General features: G+C 61.4%; 12 protein-coding genes. 8 read left to right on the top strand and 4 right to left on the bottom strand.

Going from position 1 to position 17,702, the window contains the following annotated elements:
- Positions 1-460: 460 nt before the first annotated feature.
- The 8 genes from rpmH to ARTH_RS21120 all read left to right on the top strand — a co-directional run bounded on the left by rpmH (position 461) and on the right by ARTH_RS21120 (position 6,071).
- Positions 461-598, top strand: a complete 138-nt coding sequence (gene rpmH, locus ARTH_RS23625) for a 50S ribosomal protein L34 (protein WP_003800212.1) — start codon at positions 461-463, stop codon at positions 596-598.
- 42 nt (positions 599-640) lie between these two features.
- Positions 641-1,051, top strand: a complete 411-nt coding sequence (gene rnpA, locus ARTH_RS21150; RefSeq protein ID WP_011693992.1) for a ribonuclease P protein component — start codon at positions 641-643, stop codon at positions 1,049-1,051.
- Positions 1,044-1,439 (top strand): membrane protein insertion efficiency factor YidD, encoded by a 396-nt coding sequence (gene yidD, locus ARTH_RS21145; RefSeq protein WP_011693991.1) that lies wholly within the window; start codon positions 1,044-1,046, stop codon positions 1,437-1,439. Before rnpA ends, yidD begins: the two co-directional genes overlap by 8 nt.
- Before the next feature lie 16 nt (positions 1,440-1,455).
- Positions 1,456-2,430: a membrane protein insertase YidC gene (gene yidC, locus ARTH_RS21140; protein WP_011693990.1), complete on the top strand. Its 975-nt coding sequence runs from the start codon at positions 1,456-1,458 to the stop codon at positions 2,428-2,430.
- Positions 2,430-2,996 carry a Jag family protein gene (locus ARTH_RS21135; RefSeq protein WP_011693989.1) on the top strand — a complete coding sequence of 189 codons (567 nt, stop codon included), beginning with the start codon at positions 2,430-2,432 and terminating at the stop codon, positions 2,994-2,996. The genes yidC and ARTH_RS21135 overlap by 1 nt, the downstream gene beginning before the upstream one ends.
- Positions 2,997-3,015: 19 nt before the next feature.
- Positions 3,016-3,666 carry a 16S rRNA (guanine(527)-N(7))-methyltransferase RsmG gene (rsmG, locus tag ARTH_RS21130; protein WP_043430154.1) on the top strand — a complete coding sequence of 217 codons (651 nt, stop codon included), beginning with the start codon at positions 3,016-3,018 and terminating at the stop codon, positions 3,664-3,666.
- Positions 3,667-3,753: 87 nt separating this feature from the next.
- Positions 3,754-4,821, top strand: coding sequence for a ParA family protein (locus ARTH_RS21125; RefSeq protein ID WP_011693987.1), 1,068 nt, complete (start codon positions 3,754-3,756; stop codon positions 4,819-4,821).
- A gap of 65 nt (positions 4,822-4,886) precedes the next feature.
- Positions 4,887-6,071 (top strand): ParB/RepB/Spo0J family partition protein, encoded by a 1,185-nt coding sequence (locus ARTH_RS21120; RefSeq protein WP_011693986.1) that lies wholly within the window; start codon positions 4,887-4,889, stop codon positions 6,069-6,071.
- Positions 6,072-12,240: 6,169 nt separating this feature from the next.
- On the opposite strand, the gene trxA is transcribed toward ARTH_RS21120, so the two are convergent.
- The 4 genes from trxA to murJ all read right to left on the bottom strand — a co-directional run bounded on the left by trxA (position 12,241) and on the right by murJ (position 17,655).
- Complete coding sequence (gene trxA / locus ARTH_RS21115; RefSeq protein WP_011693983.1) at positions 12,241-12,567, bottom strand: thioredoxin; 327 nt, start codon at positions 12,565-12,567, stop codon at positions 12,241-12,243.
- A gap of 37 nt (positions 12,568-12,604) precedes the next feature.
- A complete protein-coding gene (gene trxB, locus ARTH_RS21110; RefSeq protein WP_011693982.1) occupies positions 12,605-13,561 on the bottom strand; it encodes a thioredoxin-disulfide reductase in 957 nt (318 codons plus the stop codon).
- A gap of 207 nt (positions 13,562-13,768) precedes the next feature.
- Positions 13,769-15,388 (bottom strand): ABC transporter substrate-binding protein, encoded by a 1,620-nt coding sequence (locus ARTH_RS21105; RefSeq protein WP_011693981.1) that lies wholly within the window; start codon positions 15,386-15,388, stop codon positions 13,769-13,771.
- Positions 15,389-15,555: 167 nt separating this feature from the next.
- A complete protein-coding gene (gene murJ / locus ARTH_RS21100; protein ID WP_052309828.1) occupies positions 15,556-17,655 on the bottom strand; it encodes a murein biosynthesis integral membrane protein MurJ in 2,100 nt (699 codons plus the stop codon).
- Between the last annotated feature and the right edge of the window lie 47 nt (positions 17,656-17,702).

Here is a 17,702-nt window from a genome sequence, read left to right as displayed (position 1 = left end):
TTCCTCAAACTTGCTTGCCTGCATTACCTGCAGCCACAAGTCCTGAACCAGGGGTCTGGTTCCGGCTTAATCCACAGGGTTATGCACAGAGCGTGGATAATCGGCTACTGAGCCACTCTAGGGGATGAAAAGCCTAGAAGATAGCTGGGTGCAGCCTTGTGGATAATTACACCGTTGTGGTTCGAAAACGTGCCCTGTGAGCCACTTCATCCACAGGCTGTGGGCAGAGGTTAACCACAGCAGCCGCAGGGTGGTGAAGACCAGTCCGGTTTGACTACGCGACGCTTCCTGGCCTAACGTTGTGAAGTCCTTTGTGTCCGCTTTTCGACCTCATTTGAATCTCTCTGACGTTCTGCGTCCTACGAGCCGAGGGCAGCGTGCATATACAAAACTTAGCGTCGGCCAGTTCTTCCCCTTTTTGATCGGGTGGGCGCACCTTTGATCCACTGGAGTAACTAACGTGAGCAAGCGGACTTTTCAGCCGAATAACCGCCGTCGAGCCAAGAAGCACGGCTTCCGCCTTCGTATGCGTACCCGTGCCGGCCGTGCCATCCTGGCAGCCCGTCGTGGCAAGGGCCGCACCGAACTGTCGGCCTAAATACACTGACTCGTCGGTCACCATCCCTTTGCGAGTTTAACGGTGCTAGCCACCAGGAACCGTCTGAGGACATCAACCGATTTTTCAACAACTGTACGTTCCGGCGTCCGCAATGGACGCCGGAACGTAGTGTTATATACGGTAGCTATTGCTGCTGACGAACCAAGCCGGATCGGATTCATCGTTTCCAAGAGTGTCGGGAACGCTGTTGTCAGGAACCTCGTTAAGAGGAGACTGAGGGAAGCCGGTGCTTTGTCGTTGCAGCAGTACGGTACCGGGTTCGCCATTGTGGTCCGGGCACTGCCTGCGGCCGCGGCTGCCAGCTGGGACCAACTGCTGGCAGACTACAACGCCGCTCTGGAAACGACCATGAAACGGCTGGGCGGCCGCCTCCCTCGGGCCGCTTCAGTGGTTTCACGGGAAACAAGACAGGAAGGGACACCGCGTGCGTAACTCGATTGCCGCCGTCGTCCGCTTCTTGAAACCCGCTGCCGTCCTGGTGGGCAGGACGCTCTGGAACCTGCCCCGCAACTTTCTTATTCTGCTGCTGATGACCTACCGCAAGGTGATTTCGCCCTTGTACGGCCAGGTCTGCCGCTTCTTTCCTTCGTGCTCGGCGTACGCCCTCGAAGCAATCACGGTCCATGGCGCCGTCAAGGGAAGCTGGCTTGCGGCCCGGCGCCTGGTTCGCTGCCATCCTTGGAATGCCGGCGGTGTGGACCATGTCCCCGCCGGTCATCGCCACTGGCCTGAAAACCAGACCCCCACAATTGTTGTACTGAACAACCCGGACAAGTACCTGGCTGCACAGTCTGATGGAGAAGGCCGCACTGCGGCCTAACGAATAGGGATATCGTATGGACTTCTTTGAAACAATTATGTTTCCGTTCAAGTGGCTGGTGTCAGTCATCATGGTGGGCTTCCATGAAGGCCTGAGTGCCGTGGGCCTGCCGGCTGCCAACGGCTGGACGTGGACGTTGTCCATCATCGGGCTGGTGCTGGTCATCCGTGCCGCCCTGATTCCCGTTTTCGTCAAGCAGATCAAGGCCCAGCGCGGTATGCAGCTCCTGCAGCCGGACCTGAAGAAACTGCAGGACAAGTACAAGGGAAAGACCGACCAGCTGTCCCGCCAGGCCATGGCGCAGGAACAGATGGCCATGTACAAGAAGCACGGGACCAACCCGTTCTCGGCCTGCCTGCCCATGCTGATCCAGATGCCGTTCTTCTTCGCACTGTTCCAGGTGCTCTCCGGCATCACGGCCGCCCGGACCAAGGGTGCCGGTATCGGGGCAATGAGCCACGAGCAGGTGGTGCAGTTCGACGATTCCAGCATCTTCGGGGCCACGCTTTCGGCTTCCCTGCTGCACGGCGGCGCCGGCAACCAGACCGCAGTCTGGATCCTCTCGATCGTGATGATCCTTGCCATGACGGCCTCGCAGTTCATCACGCAGAAGCAGATCATGGCCAAGAACATGTCCGAAGAGGCCATGGCCAGCCCGTTCATGCGCCAGCAGAAGATGATGCTCTACATCCTGCCGGTCGTCTTCGGCGTGGGTGGCATTAACTTCCCCATCGGTGTCCTCATCTACTGGACCACCACCAACCTCTGGACCATGGCACAGCAGTTCTTCGTTATCCGCCGCATGCCGACGCCGGGATCCCCCGCCGCCAAGGCCCTCGCCGAACGCCGTGCCGCCAAGGGCCTTCCGGCCCTGCCCATCCTGGGAGGCAAGAAGGCCGACGTCGAGGCTGAAGCTGCCGCCGCTGCCGCGGTTGCCGAGGCCAAGGGCCAGCGCATCCAGCCACAACGTAAGAACAGGAAGAAGAAGTAATGTCTGTCGATAGCACCGAAAACGCCGTTTCCGGCGAGGCCATTGAAGACCAGGACGACGCCCAGGATGAGATCCAGGACGAGGGCAAGGGCTCTTCTGCGAGCCGGCTGGAAGAAGAGGGCGACGTCGCAGCCGACTACCTCGAGGAACTGCTGGACATCGCCGACATCGACGGCGACATCGATATCGAGGTCCGGAACGGTCGGACCTATATTTCCATCGTGGCCGAGGAAGAATCAGCGGGGCTCGAAAGCCTTGTTGGCCGCGACGGTGAAGTGCTGGAAGCCCTGCAGGAGCTGACCCGTCTGTCGGTCCTGTCAGCCACGGAGAACCGCTCGCGCCTGGTGCTGGACATCAACGGCTACCGGCAGGAGCGCGCCGGCCACCTGCAGAAGATTGCAGAGGACGCCGTGGCCTCCGTCAAGGAATCCGGAAACGCTGTGGCGCTGGAGCCGATGAGCGCCTACGAGCGGAAGATCGTCCACGACGCTGTGGCCGATCTCGGGTTCGTTAGCGAATCTGAAGGCGAAGGTGCCGGGAGGCACATCGTTGTCTCCGCAGACTGAAGACGCCGGGACACTGACCATGGTTGACATTACTGCCGCGGAACTCAAGGCGGCCGAGGCCATCTTTGGTGACCGCCTGGAACTGGCCGAGCGCTATGTGGAGCACCTGGCCACCTCCGGAACTGAGCGTGGGCTGATCGGACCCCGCGAAGTCCCGCGGCTTTGGAGCCGCCACGTTCTGAATTGCGCCGTCATTGAGCGCGAGATTGCCCGGGGAAGCCACGTCGCGGATGTCGGGAGCGGCGCCGGATTGCCCGGGCTGTGCCTGGCAATTGCGCGCCCTGACCTTGAACTGACGCTGATTGAGCCGCTGGAACGCCGCGTCATCTGGCTGCAGGAGGTCGTGGACGACCTCGGACTGACCAACGTCACGGTGATGCGAACCCGGGCTGAACTGGCCGTCGGTATGGTGAATGCCGATGTGGTCACGGCCCGGGCTGTGTCTGCATTGTCCAACCTGGCCGGGCTAACCATCCCCCTGCTCGGGGGCAAGGGTGAGGTCGTTGCCATCAAGGGACGCAGCGCCGGTGAAGAGATTGAGAAGGCTGCCAAAGCCATCCGCAAGCTCGGCGGCGTTCAGACCTCCGTGGTGGTTGTTGGGGAAGACCTCCTCGAGGAACCCACCACTGTAGTCCGCATCATCGTTAATAAGTCGCAAAAGATTGCCTAGCAGCTGGCCCGGTGCCGCGGGTCTTTTGGGGGAAGCGGTTAGGCTAGTGAACGGCAGAAAAAGCCGAATGAGAGTGAGTGTGTCACAGTGACCAGTAGCGAAGCCTCCACACAGCGGATACCCCCGTTCGTGTCCCTGGGGTCCGCACGGGCCATGGTCGCGCCCTCGATTGCGCCGACTGACTCGTGGAATCATCTGAATTCGGTTGCAAGCCGTTCCAAGTCCACCGCAGTTTCACGTGAAACTTCCGGATCGGTCAGCGGAAACATCATGGACTCCATTGATGACTCGAGCCCCATCGCCCGTGAATTGGCCCACGAAAATAAACGGCGCGAGCGGCTGATCGGCCGGCAGCTCCCGAAGCCGGAGAAGACCCGTGTCTTCACCGTCTCGAACCAAAAGGGCGGGGTTGGCAAGACCACCACCACCGTCAACATTGCAGCCGCACTCGCTGCAGCCGGACTGAACGTCCTCGTCATCGACATTGATCCCCAGGGCAACGCCTCTACCGCCCTTGGCATTGAGCACCACGCAGACGTGGACAGTATCTATGATGTCCTGATCAACGATGTACCCCTCAAAGACGTTGTAGCCCAGTGCCCGGACATTGCGAACCTGATCTGTGCACCCGCCACCATTCACCTGGCCGGCGCGGAAATTGAACTTGTCTCGTTGGTCGCTAGGGAACAGCGACTCCGCCGTGCGATTGACGTCTACGCCAAGGAGCGCCAAAAGGCCGGCGAGGCACGTCTCGACTACATCTTCATTGACTGCCCGCCCAGCTTGGGCCTTCTGACAGTCAATGCCTTCTGTGCCGCAAGTGAGGTCCTGATTCCCATCCAGTGCGAGTACTACGCCCTGGAAGGTCTCAGCCAGCTGCTGAAGAACATCGAAATGATCCAGAAGCACCTCAACGCTGATCTGGTCGTCTCCACCATCCTCCTCACCATGTACGACGGTCGAACGAACCTTGCCGCGCAGGTAGCTGCCGAGGTCCGTGAACACTTCCCTGAACAGGTTCTCGGTGCTGTGGTGCCGCGGTCAGTCAGGATCTCCGAGGCGCCCAGTTACCAGCAGACTGTGATGACCTACGATCCGTCCTCCAGCGGTGCACTCTCCTATCTGGAAGCCGCAGCGGAAATCGCTGAACGTTAGAATTTTCAACAATTGCACTAGCCAGAGCCGGATCTGCCGGGCTCTTCCATTGGAGGGATTTATCCATGAGCGATAAGCGACGCGGCCTCGGTCGCGGTCTTGGCGCACTCATTCCAAGTTCCGCTCCGGCTAACGCATCCGGCAACGGCGCAGCACCTTCGCGTCCGGTGGATCTGTTTTTTCCGGAGGCCAGGAAGACGGCTACTCCAGTCGCGGTGATTCCCGTCGAGGACGACGCAGCTCCTTCAGTGTCCCCGGCCCCCAGTGAGTCCCCCGGCGTTACGCCGTCGCCTGATTCGAAAGCCCCTGTTCGAAAAACTGCGGCCAAGTCAGCCCCCGCCAAGAAGACCGCTACCGAAAAGCCTGAGGGGAATGCCGACACTTCGGCTTCAGCAGCTGCAGTCGCCGACGCCGGGCCGGAACTGGTGGAAGTCCCCGGGGTCAGGTTCGCGGAGATTCCGGTTGGCGACATCCATCCCAACCGGAAACAGCCGCGTTCCGTCTTCGATGAAGACGACATGGCGGAGCTCATCCACTCCGTCCGGGAAATAGGCGTTCTCCAGCCAATTGTTGTCCGTACTTCAACCGAAAAGGGTGGCGAACCCTTTGAGCTGGTCATGGGTGAACGCCGTTGGCGGGCAGTACAGGCCGCGGGGCTGGAAACTATCCCTGCCATTGTCAGGGATACCACTGACGATGACCTGCTTCGGGATGCACTTCTCGAAAACCTGCACCGCAGCCAGCTGAACCCTCTGGAAGAGGCGGCCGCGTACCAGCAGTTGCTCGAGGACTTCGGTACGACGCATGAACAACTTGCCGACCGCATTGGCCGCTCGCGGCCCCAGGTGTCGAACACTCTGCGCCTGCTCAAGCTGCCGCCGTTGGTGCAGCGCCGGGTAGCTGCGAGCGTTTTGTCCGCTGGCCACGCACGCGCACTGCTGGCCCTGCCCGATGCGGCTGCAATGGAGCGTCTTGCCCAGAAGATCGTCGCTGAGGGAATGTCGGTTCGTGCAACTGAAGAAGCTGTCACTCTTTACCAGAGCCCAGCAACGCCGGCTAAGAACAACGTTCCCCGCCCGGGTGCCCGTCATGAGCGGCTGGACTATCTCGCGTCTTCTCTGTCGGATCGGCTCGATACCAACGTGAAAATCTCGTTGGGTGCCAGAAAGGGCCGCGTGAGCATCGAGTTTGCCAGCGTGGAGGACTTGAACCGGATCATGGAAGTTCTGACCCCGGGGTCAGAAAACTAGTTCTATAGCAAAAGTTCGGGGCCTGTTTCACGTGAAACAGGCCCCTTTTTTGTGGCTGGCGGAGGTAACGCTGTTGCCGAACCCTTTCGAGGTTGTGGTTCACCCTTTAGGAAGCTGCCGGATCGCTGCCGGGGGTACGTAGCCGAAGGAAAGGCAGCCGCTCAAGTCCGGGCAGCAAGGATTGGAGTGGGCAACCCAAGCCGCCCTGGCGGCGCACGGCGTTCTGTGTGAGTTGCTGCCAGGCCCAGGCTCCGTTGCTGCCGCCCCTGCGGTGGTGCTCTACCGGGGGCTCTGGGGGCTGTACGCCGGGCGCGAGGAGCCTGACGGCACCGCCTGGGCCACTGGGCCTCTGAGAGCGCTCCGTGGCCGCTCTTACGGAAGCTGTTGCTGTAGTTCTGACTGCGGAATCAACTGCACTGCCATGACATGGCCCGTTTGCGCTCGGCGGCGAGGGCCTGGCGCTGCCAATTGTGGCAGCCACGCTGCCGATACTGTGTGTGGTGTGCGCACACAGCGGCAGGCGCTACGACTATCACGAGGCCCTCCCAAGCCTGTTGTATGTGCACGGTTCTACCGAGGCTGTGGTTGTTGTTCCGGTGTTTTGAAAGTTGTCTTCGGTATTGGACGGCGTTCGCGGGAGGAAGCCATATTCTGTATGCCAACCATGCAGCAATTGTGGTTCAGGGGCCCCACGACGCCTTGTGAGCATGATGTTCGCGGTAGCAGGTCGCCTCATGTTCTTGGGCCTGCTTGGCGAGTGGCGGTGTTTCCTGTGCGTCGAACGGGCAATGTGCGGAGCAGGCGCCACTGTTCGTGTTGTAGTCGGAACTGTGCCAGAGGGTCCGCAGTTGGGTGCATGGCGCCTGGTGGTCTCGCCGCCACGAGTGCGTCCCCGCCCGTGGCACGGTGTATATGTTTCACGTGAAACCCCGGGGCTTAGAACGTGGCACTGGTGGTCTGGCCGGGAGTTCTACCGCGCTACTTTCCGGGTAGATCTAGATGAAGTGATGCCTCCTGGTATCGGCATGCGGCCGCCCGTGGTTAGGTAAAGTCGCTGCCCACGCTCTCGTTGTTTAGTGAACGCGGTCGCCGGCAGCCCTGTTGCCGCCGCCGCGTGATGGTGAAATCTCAATCATATTGGTCCAGGCGGTCTTCCCGACCGCACGGTGTCGCAAAGCCTTCGGTCCGTCTCAACCTTCCTTGATCGGCTCGCTGCCGGGTACGCTGTGATTCGCTCGTCGCTTCAGGGTCGGACAGACTGCCTAGACGAGCAAGGGTTGCGCTGAACACTATGGTTTGTTTCACGTGAAACCTACTCGTGAATGCCGGTCCGATGTTGGCATACTTCTCTGAGCCCCCGGTTGACAGCTGGCAGGTGATGATCAGAGCGGCGCGGGACGGAAGGCAGCTCGACCAGCCTGGTCCCATCGTCGTCAACAGCCCGATAGCCACCACCCGAATGTGTACTCCCCCGTGAGTACGTAATGTGGCTGCGTCGGGGTGAGAGACCGAAATGGCAGCTGGGCCCCGAATACAAGGAGTCCGCAGGAAGCCTGATCGGGATCGCTTGCAGCCCTGTTGCCAGGCTTCCCCGGTATTGCTCGCAGCTAAGTAGGGAGCACAAACCAGCCGCAGCAACTGTCGGTGCCGGAGTACCAGTGGGCAGACCGGAGCACCTATTCGGGTTGGCCATGGAGTGTGTTCGTACCCGAGCAGGATGCCAAGCCTCGTGAGCGTCGGGATGGGTTGAGATAGCAAAAGCCATTCGTGTTTGCGTCGAGGGATTGACCAACCTGACAGATACCAGTCCATGAGTTCCTCCGGCATTTGACCGATGGCCTTGGCATGGGAGACGCAGTGCCGGTTGATCCCTTCAGCGAAGGAGTGGCAAGGAAAATGTATCCATGATCAAGTTCCCGTCTGATCTAGTTGCCGTCGTCGTCCAAACCCCTCCCCTGCCGACACTTGGCATAGGAGGACGCGGTCCTGATGCGGGGGCAGCTTCGTTGGGTGGATGAAGTTTTACCCTCAGTCCGGGGCAGTTCCATGGCGCAGCGTGGTCACTTGCATCTTTCCTTGAATGTTGCTTATCCGAATTCGGGATCCGCCAGCATCGAGGTGTGGCAGTTTTCAAGTGGTCATGACGCCACCAGTTCTGTCTTGGACGACGTCAGAGGTGGAAGCTCTCGTCATTCAGAATGGTCGACCTCGGTGGATAAGACGGTGCATAACACGGTGGATATCGCTGTGGATAACTTTGGGGATAAGCAGAGGTTCAATGCCCCACCGCCGGCCCCTCCCAGACGTGCGCAGGCCGGATGAAGGCCGGGTGGAAAGCGCCGCCGCCGCATCGTTTCACGTGAAACACTGCTTGTCGTTAGCGAGACCCCCTGCAGTGCGTGTAATCCTGCGGAAATCAGCTAAAAACAGCTCAATTAATGATGATTGCAGATGCCCCGGAAGGGCGTAGTCTTTCCAATTCCCATAGGACACAGAAGGTGACGCAAGCCACGTTAGGACTTCTGCCGACTCGGTACAAAGCTATGTCCAAAGTCACGAGTAGGGGACAACCTGGATCCGTGTGGACAAACCTGTGGATAACTTCTGTGGAGAAAGAGGGAAGCGGTGGGGACAACTGATCTTCAAACCCGTTCCAGGAGACTAGACACCGTCTTGCCGCGGACGCTTGGAATCAGAATCATGAAGCCGTCAAGTGCCGCCGGAATCGGCAAGGCTCTCCCAAGCCGTCCAGCGAGGGCGGACGTGGGTGACCGGACGGCGCGGAATCGAACCAGGCCGTACGCTCGGTCGAGGGGGCGGTGAAGAGCTAGTGGGCATGTGGTCGACGCCCGTCGTTACTGGAACAGCTAGTGCATGGCGCCATTACGCTAAGCCGCTAGGACGGTGGCGTTACCGCTCTCGCGTACGCGCTGTTTGGTTATGGAAGCAACTCCGGTGGCCCTAAGAGCAGCCGTACATAGTCAAACGGGCCTGGCTTCCCATGCTGTCGCAGGCCCCTTGAGTTCCTCATGGGTGGTCGGATCGGTCGCAGGCTCCCGAGCTCAGACCATTTCGGGACTACCCAAACAAATGAGTCGTCGCGCCGGGCCTGTCTCTCCCGTTAGGGAAATTGCGCCTACGTGGGGTGATGCCGCGGGGCCAAGGTTCGGACGTTCTGTGCCTGTGCCATCCCGGCTCCACAGAAGGTGGCTGAAGCGGTATCCATGAGTGCTGCGGAAGCGTCGGGCCTTAGGACCGCGGCTCATTCTGCGCCGGCCGTATTGGCATGGGGTTCACAGCGTACCAAAGGCCATGACCGCCAGGGCAAGGTGCGTGGAAGATGTAGAGGGCATCTCTTGGCGTCCGGTCATGACTGTTTTCGTCCGGGCTCTCCCCCGAGGAGGGCTGCAGGGAAGGCTCAGGAGTGTGCAGTCGCTTTGAACGGAATAGGTCCGGCGGGCAGTGCATGTGTTTGAGCTCCTGGTGGGCAGCTCTCCTGATGGGAACTGCTAGCCTTGTCCACCTGCCAGCCCGTGGCACACGTTGACTTGGCGGCTCGAGTGGCGTCTCGTGACTTACGCCATGGACATTGGCGGTGCGACGTCGACCCGGATTGCGGATCGGACTGTCGGCAACCGCCGTCGGGACTCTGGGTTAGGTGGGTGATGGCACCTGATGCGGATACTGCGGCGGCTACGGATGCGTGGGTCCTGGCGCAGACCTTGGTTCTTGGTTCTCCCTTGTTCTTCGGTCATGAAGAGAAGGATGCTCCGCCGACGTTGGCCCACGCAACTCGAGCTGCGGTGCCATTCCGGCGGAGCACTTATCCACATCCCTCGTTCCTTTGGTCCAGTCGTGGTTTGCCTGCAGGGTCAGTCCCGCCGTCGGATATTCAGTGACAACTAAGGGTTGGCTACCAGGTAGACAGGTGGTGTTCAGGACGCAGGCGTTCGGCAGGGCGGCGCTGTGCATATCGCATACCGGACTGCGCCGGTCCCAGTCCTAGTTTTGCGCTCATTCGTTCCAGGTTGACGGGGTGGCTAACTGGGCAAACGAGTCCATTGATGCGCGTCATGTTTCACGTGAAACATGACGGTGTACAGGGCGCGTCTGCTAGCGGACCCTCGGGTTGTAGGTCCATAGGCGACGGTTCCTTGAAGCTCGAGTTGCTGTGAACCGGACTACCTCAGTTCGGGCGGCTTCCGGTCCCCCGCCGGCAAGGTCATTTGCGCCGCTCTGTAGTCGCAGAAGCGGAAGTCTCAGGTTGTTTGGAGGAAGCAAGTAGGACGACGTACATATCGACACGCGGCTGCCGGTGCGAACGTTCCTGCCCTGGATCTGTCGGGCTCCGGCCGGGCCCCGACCACGCAGTTGCAGTCCAGTTCTGGTGTTGTTGTGACACCTGTCCATGAACGTAGTTCCGGGGATCCCTCCTAGAGATTGGAGTGGGCCAATGTCCTTCCCCGGGGGAAGTGTTGAGTTTGCCAAGCGTCCGCGGTCAGTAGGTCTGCCTTGCCGTCGAAGACCTCGGGTTTGACCGCTGCAACGGGGACGGCAATGTTTCACGTGAAACAGCTGACCCTCGATGCTGCCCGCCATGAGGCGGCGGATGGCTGCCTGACATGCCGAGCGCAGGGCACCGATGGCAACTTCTGTTCTGGGCTGCTAACGGAAACGGAGATGGCGGGTCTTGTACGCATTGCGGCTCAGGGACCGACCGCCCCACACCCACCCCGTCTGCATCAGAGCTTGGAATAATGCTTGGTGATTCAGTCATACTCCCAAGGTCCGTGGTCACCCCAAACGGGAACTGGTCGGAAGTAGCTGTCCGCGGAGGGAAAGCATCTACTTGGGTGCCCCCACCGGACGTGTCATTTTCGACCAGTTCTCTGCATTTATTCAGTCGCCAGCGCTTCCCTAGGGGCTTTGAACGGCAAATTCCGGGGCGAAGACCATTCCGAGCTTCCAAATGATTGGAATTCCTCCCCCGGGGGCTACTGGGGTCGGAATGATATGTTCGCTGGGCGGCACGAGAGCCGGGGCGGGTTGCGTCGCCCATGGTCGCCTCTTTGAGTCAACGAAGGGTAAGCCTGCCCCGTTGGGCTGACCTCGCTCGACTTGAAGTCGGACGGGATGGCCTCCGCAGCAGGCATCGTGGCGGCATATTCCGTATTCCATGAATTGCCGGTATCGACCGCAACGCCGTCCAAGGCATTTGCTCCGTGCGGCGCCCAAGCTGCTGTGATTCTGGCGCCTGTGCTTGCCAAGTTGGAACCCTCCCCTTCCATCCGACGGTGGAGAACTTGGCTCCCTCCAAACCAGTGCGGCAGCGGAGTCAGGGGTCGGCACCACTTGGTCCCCTGAACGTTTCACGTGAAACAACGCCAGTCTGAGACTGGGCTTGGGACTGAACGGCTGGCCTCGCTCGTCAGGTTTTCCGACAGCCTGATGTTCTCGAAACACGTTTGGATTCTTCTTGAATCGGACCTCGAAGCGATTGTTTTGTACCGCCGGCTTCCAGCCACGGCGGCAGGCGCCTCATCCACCGAAATAGACCGGACTAAGAGCGGGAATCGACACTCCAATGTTTCACGTGAAACAGCACCCACCCCGGGAATGAGTTTCGCTTCGACTAACCGGTTGTGGCACCGCCAGGCATCGAGGTTCGCTGCTGCGGTGAACGATGAACCAGCGCCGCAGGTCGGGGGCCGTACCAGTCATAGCCCCGACTACCTGCCCGACGTCGTCTCCCCTATACCTTCGGAACGCCCCTCGGTTCCTCGTCAGTACCAGTCCCTCGCGCTGCGCCCCTTGTGGACTCATGCTCGCACTAAACGTGACTGTTCGGGTTTGGTCTAGCGTTGACCTGGCGTTAGCCAACTCATCACGTGTCAGAGTCTTGAACGCCGGAGTGTGGGGCCAATTCAGCCTACCCCTATTCAGGTCCGCCTAGTGCCGCCGGCGGGAACGGCCTTGAGCGGAAATACGGCTATTAAGCAGCCGATATGAGTTTTATTTCGGCATCACCTGGAGGTACCGCGTTCCCGGCCCGTACTGCCGACCCTTAAACGCGAAAGCGGTGGCTGGCACCCTTGAGTGAGTGCCAGCCACCGCCAATGGCTATCCGGAATCCCGGGCAGCGTGAGGTCCGCCCAAAGTTGTCCGGCTACTAGGATAGGACGTCAGCGAATTCCTTCTCGAAGAACTGCTTCGGCTTGGCGCCGATGACCGTGTTCTTCACCTCGCCGCCCTGGAACAGGTAGACGGCCGGAATGGAGGTGATGCCGTACTCGGCAGCGATTGCCGGGTTGTCGTCAACGTTAACCTTGACTACATTGACCTTCTCGCTGTACTCAACGGAGATCTCGTCCAGGATGGGGCCCAGCTTGCGGCAGGGACCGCACCACTCAGCCCAGAAGTCGACGATGACCGGCTTGTCGGCCGAGAGTACATCCGTGCTGAAACTTGCGTCCGTTACGTCTTTTGCGTTGCTCATTACCTTGTTGTTTCCCTTCGGATCAATGGTGCGCTGTTTAAGCGTGGATGTCTGCGAGGTAGTGCTCGACGTCGATAGCTGCCACGCAGCCCGAGCCGGAGGCGGTGATGGCCTGGCGGTACGTGGGGTCCACGACGTCGCCGGCGGCGAATACACCCTTAACGCTCGTCCTGGAACTGCGGCCGTCAACGGCAATGGTGCCCTCGGGCGTGAGCTCGAGAGTGTCTTTGATGAGCTCGGTGCGGGGATCGTTTCCGATGGCCACGAAAACGCCCGTCACAGCCAGTTCAGACTCGGTGCCGTCAACGAGGTTCTTCAGCCTCAGGCCGGTGACCTTGTCCCCGCCGAGGACGTCCTCGACGCCTGTGTTCCACACGAACTTGATCTTCTCGTGCGCCTGCGCACGGTCGCCCATGATCTTGGACGCCCTGAGGGAATCCCGGCGGTGCACTACTGTGACGGACTTAGCGAACTTGGTGAGGAACAATGCCTCTTCCATGGCGGAGTCTCCACCGCCGATAACGGCGATGTCCTGGTCCTTGAAGAAGAAACCATCGCAGGTTGCACACCAGCTAACGCCGTGGCCTGACAGTCGCTTTTCATTGGGAAGGCCGAGTTCGCGGTATGCCGATCCGGTGGACAGGATAATGGCGCGGGCCTGGAAGGTCTCCCCCGTGGCGATGGTGACTGTCTTGATGTCGCCGTCGAGATCCAAAGCAGTGACATCCTCGAACTGGATCTCCGTGCCGAAGCGTGCAGCCTGCTTTTCGAAGTTCTCCATGAGGTCGGGACCCATGATGCCTTCAGGGAATCCAGGGTAGTTTTCCACGTCGGTGGTGTTCATCAGTTCGCCGCCGGCAGTGACGGAACCGGCAAGGAGCAGTGGCTTCAGGTTGGCTCGCGCCGTATAAACTGCAGCCGTGTAGCCTGCAGGGCCGGAGCCGACGATGATGACATCACGTACCTGGGACGCGGTGTTTTCTGCGGTGCTCACTGAACGGTGAACCTCTTCCTTTGTCGATGCGCCTGCTGTTGCTGGCCGGCCACATGGCACAACCCATTGTTGATCCTGAATATTCCGGGCATGGAGGCAGACCAACAAGACGCCACCACTCAGGGTACCGTCTTGCCGGGCCGGGAGACACCGTGTTACCGGGCCACTGAGGTACTTCGGGCCCGCTCCTGCCAGATGTCAGGGAAGCTACTGAACCTTGATCTCAGCGAGGCGGAGACCGTAGCCGAAGCGGGTCTTCGGCGCAGCCAGCTTGGGGAGATTCTTGATGGACACGATCACGTACTGTGCCGTGACCGGCTCCGGGAGCGGCATGGTCAGGTCCGGTGAGGTAAAGCTGTTGGTTCCCACCTGCTTGGCGCCTTCCAGCGAGGGCCGGTCATTCGTCAGGACGCTGATGTTACCGCCGCTGCCGCCCAGCTGGCTGAGAGTAATGGAGGAGACTTTCGAGGGGCTCTTCAGCTTCACGACCAGGGAAACATCCGGGGCAAGCCCGCCCCAGTTGTCCGTGGCGAATTCCATGTCAGACCAGTAGCTTGCCCCGTTGCCATCGAATGTCTTTGAAAGGTCGCCGTCGTAGGTGGCGGCAAAATCGAAGGTACCCAGGCGGGAGACGCCCTCGACGGCCGGCGGACCTGCCACCGGCGCTGAGGACCCGCTGGCTGTCGGAGCCTCGGACGTCTGGGGCTGGGATGCATTGCTGGAGGTTCCCGGTGCAGGATTGCTCTGGGGTTCGCTCTTAAACAGGCTTCCCAGGTTGGAGACTGCAAAGATCAGTCCGACCACCAACACAGCGGCCAGCAGCCCGCCCACAAGCCAGCGCATTGACCGCGGCTCGCGCTCGGGAGGCTCTTCGTCGTCGTAGTATTCGTCTGTTTCATCGCGGCCGCCGCCGCCGGCGAATGCCGGGAAGGTGGCTGCCATGCGCTCCCGGGCAGTCCTGGCGGGGCCGGTGGAGGGTGCCTCCCCTTCCGGGTAGTCGTAGTCGCTGTTCTCCCAGAGGGACACTTTGGGAGAATCCGTAGCGGGAGCCTGTGTGTTGATGGCTTCGGTATTGCGACTCCCGGTGGGAACAGCGCGCTGCGGCGTGGTGGCCTGGGGTGCCGTGGAAGGGGCGTTGGACTCCTTGGCCGCAGCCGCGGCTCCGGCCGCAAGCCCCGCCGCACCTGCGACTCCGGCGCCCGACCCTGCGACTCCGGCGCCTGTTCCGCGTGCCCCGCCGGTACGCGCAGCGCCTGCATCGGAGCCGGAGGAACCAACAGAGGGGGCCGCCGCCGGTCGCACCGGTGCGGCACGTGGCGGAACGACAGGGGGGACCACCGGCGGGGACGACTGCTTGCGGTCCTGGGCGGCCGGCTGGTTGTTGCCGTAGTTGATGTAGCCGGCCTCGACCTCTTCTTCGTCGTACTGGCCGTCATACGTTTCCGGTTCGTGCGACCGTGCCTGTCCGAAGATTTCACTGCCCAGGGTGTCCGTAAAGAAGGGCTCCACGTAGGGCGGGTTGGAGGCAACCACAAGGTCCAGGAGATCGGCAGCCGTAGTGTGGTTGGTGATCAGGTAGGTGGTGGAATCGCTGACGCCAAGGTCCAGGATCTGCACATTTCCGGGCCGCTCCCCGGTGGCAACCTCGCGGGCGCTCTGGGCCACCTGCTCCGCATTGTCCGGACCCGCAACGAGGATGCTTACCGGCCGGTTGAGGACCTGGTCAACGCCATCCAGCACCAGATCATGGTCGTGTGAGGTCAATACGGTGGCGGTGACCTTGTAGCGGCCGCCGAGCACTGATCCAACATCGATCGGGTGGGACACGGGTTCCTCCTAGACTGTCCGGGGAACCGCGCCTCAATCATGCGAAAGCGGATACGCCGGTTAGCCGGTTAATTTCTGGTCTGTAACTACTACCCTAATTAGCTTCTGATCCTAGCCGATGGTGCGTTACGGCCGTGTGAGACAGGCTCGGTGGACCCGAGGCGGTGTCACCTTTTCTTCCTGCGCCGACTCTCTGACCGCCTGCTGAAGTGCGGGTTGCGGCCGGCCGTGCCCTGGAAGGTGCGGCGGCCCGGCAACGGGATTTCCTCCCGCAGGATGCCGCCCCTCGCGGTGTTGGGCACTTCCTCGGCCGGCAGGTATTCGCCCGGGGAACCGCTCTGCTGCACATCGGGATGCGCCGCCGGGTCGTCAACCTGCGGTCCCGCACGGAACGACGCAGCGTCGAATTCGCCGGATATTCTCGGGATCAGGCCGGTGTCCACCGAGACAGTGGCGCGCTCCGGCGTCGTTCGTTGCGGGGCGGAGGGGGTGCCGGCCGGGGAGCCCGGGGCAGGCTCCGCCGGTTCGGCGGCGGGGGCGGCCCCCCGGCCCAGGCGGCCGAGCAGCGGCTGCAGCAGGTCGCGCAGTTCCGTGACGCGGAAAAGTTTCAGCAGGAAGAGGTACGCCACGAGCATCACGGGCCCGACGACGACGATGGTCACCAGGGCCTGGATCCTGCCGCTCCAGGCGAAGCCGTCGGCACTGTAGCTCCCCATCAGCCACAGGGCGCCGGCGCCGGCCAGCGCGGAACCCAGCGCTGCATATCCCATCCGGATGTATGAATTGGCGATCCGGGGGCCGTCCAGGTGCCCCAGGAGGCGGCGGAGGAAGAACGAGCTCACAACCACGGAAAGGATGTTTCCGCCCGTGTAGAGGATGGCAATGGCGAAGATGATTCGGTCATAAGGCAGGAACTGGATGGCAAAGGCGGCCACCACATTGACGATTGCCAGAACCAGTTGGATGTAGAACGGCGTACGGGCGTCCTCATTCGCGTAGAAGACCCTGGACATCATGAAGTTGGCGCTCATGAACGGTGTGCTCAGGGCCAGGATGGTCAGGGTCTGGGCGAGCATTACGCCGTCCTGCACCTTGCCGCCGGAGAAGAACATGCCCAGCGGACCGGCCAGTGCAAACAGCGCCAGCGCCCCGAAGACCGTGGCCACCGCCATGGTGCGAAGCCCGTGGGAGAGCGCGTCCCGGAGCCCTGCCCGGTCTCCGTCCTGGGAAGCCCGGGTCATGCGGTTGAACAGCACTGTGGCGAGCGAGAGGGCGATGATGGAGTGCGGCAGCAGGTACAGCTGGCTGGCCACCTCCAGTACGGCGTTGCCGGGCAGGGTGGCCGCGGCGGTGAGGTCCCCCGCGCGCTCGAGGCGGAGCCGCTCCGTACCCGGAATCGTGGCAATGCGCATGACGTAAAGGAAGGCGAGCTGCCCGACGGCGGCAGTGAGGAGCGTCCAGACGCTCAGCTTCGCGGCCTGCCCCAGGCCGACCCCGCGCCAGCCGAACCTGGGCCGGAGACCCAGGCGGAGGCGGAACACCGGGATCAGCAGGATGGCTGTCTGGGCCACCACGCCGATGGTGGAGAAGCCGGCTATGAGGAAGGTCTGGGTGGGTCCCCAGTTGTCCAGGGTGTGCGGATTGGTGACGTTGGCGCCGAGGATCCAGATGAACATGCCCAGGCCGGCGATGGCCACAACGTTGTTCAGGATGGGTGCCCACATTGCCGGGCCGAATGCCCCGTTGGCGTTCAGCACCTGCGTCAGGAGGGCGTAGAGGCCGTAGAAGAAAATCTGGGGCAGGCACCAGAACGCGAAGGAGACGGCGAGGGATTTCTGTTCGGCCGAGTAGCCCTGCGTGGTCAGCTCGATGACCCACGGAGCCAGCAGGGTGACCAGCAAAGTCAGGCTGAGAAGCACCACCACAGCCAGCGTCAGCAGGCGGCTGATGTAGTCCGCTCCCCTGTCCGGCGCCTTGCTGGCCTTGATGATCTGGGGCACCAGGACGGCGTTGAACACGCCGCCGGCCACCAGCAGGAAGATCAGGTTCGGCAGGTTGTTGGCGTTGATGAAAGTGTCATTGACCGTGGAGCCCAGGCCCAGGGCCGCTCCAAGCATCCAGGTCTTGCCGAAGCCCAGGAAGCGGGAGACCAGGGTCCCGGCGGCCATGATGGCGCTGGAACGGGCCTCTCCGTGTTGGACAGTCCTTGATTCGGCCTGGGAATCGGCGGAGCCGGATTCGGGGGAAGCTGGATTGGCTGCTGACATGGCCTTCATCGTCTCAAAGGTGCGCATTTAGGCACGTGGGCGGCGCT

The sequence above is a fragment of the Arthrobacter sp. FB24 genome (genome assembly GCF_000196235.1).
In the GTDB taxonomy this organism is placed as follows: domain Bacteria; phylum Actinomycetota; class Actinomycetes; order Actinomycetales; family Micrococcaceae; genus Arthrobacter.
The sequence above is the reverse complement of the archived record's forward strand: the minus strand, read 5'-3'. Positions and strand labels throughout refer to the sequence as shown.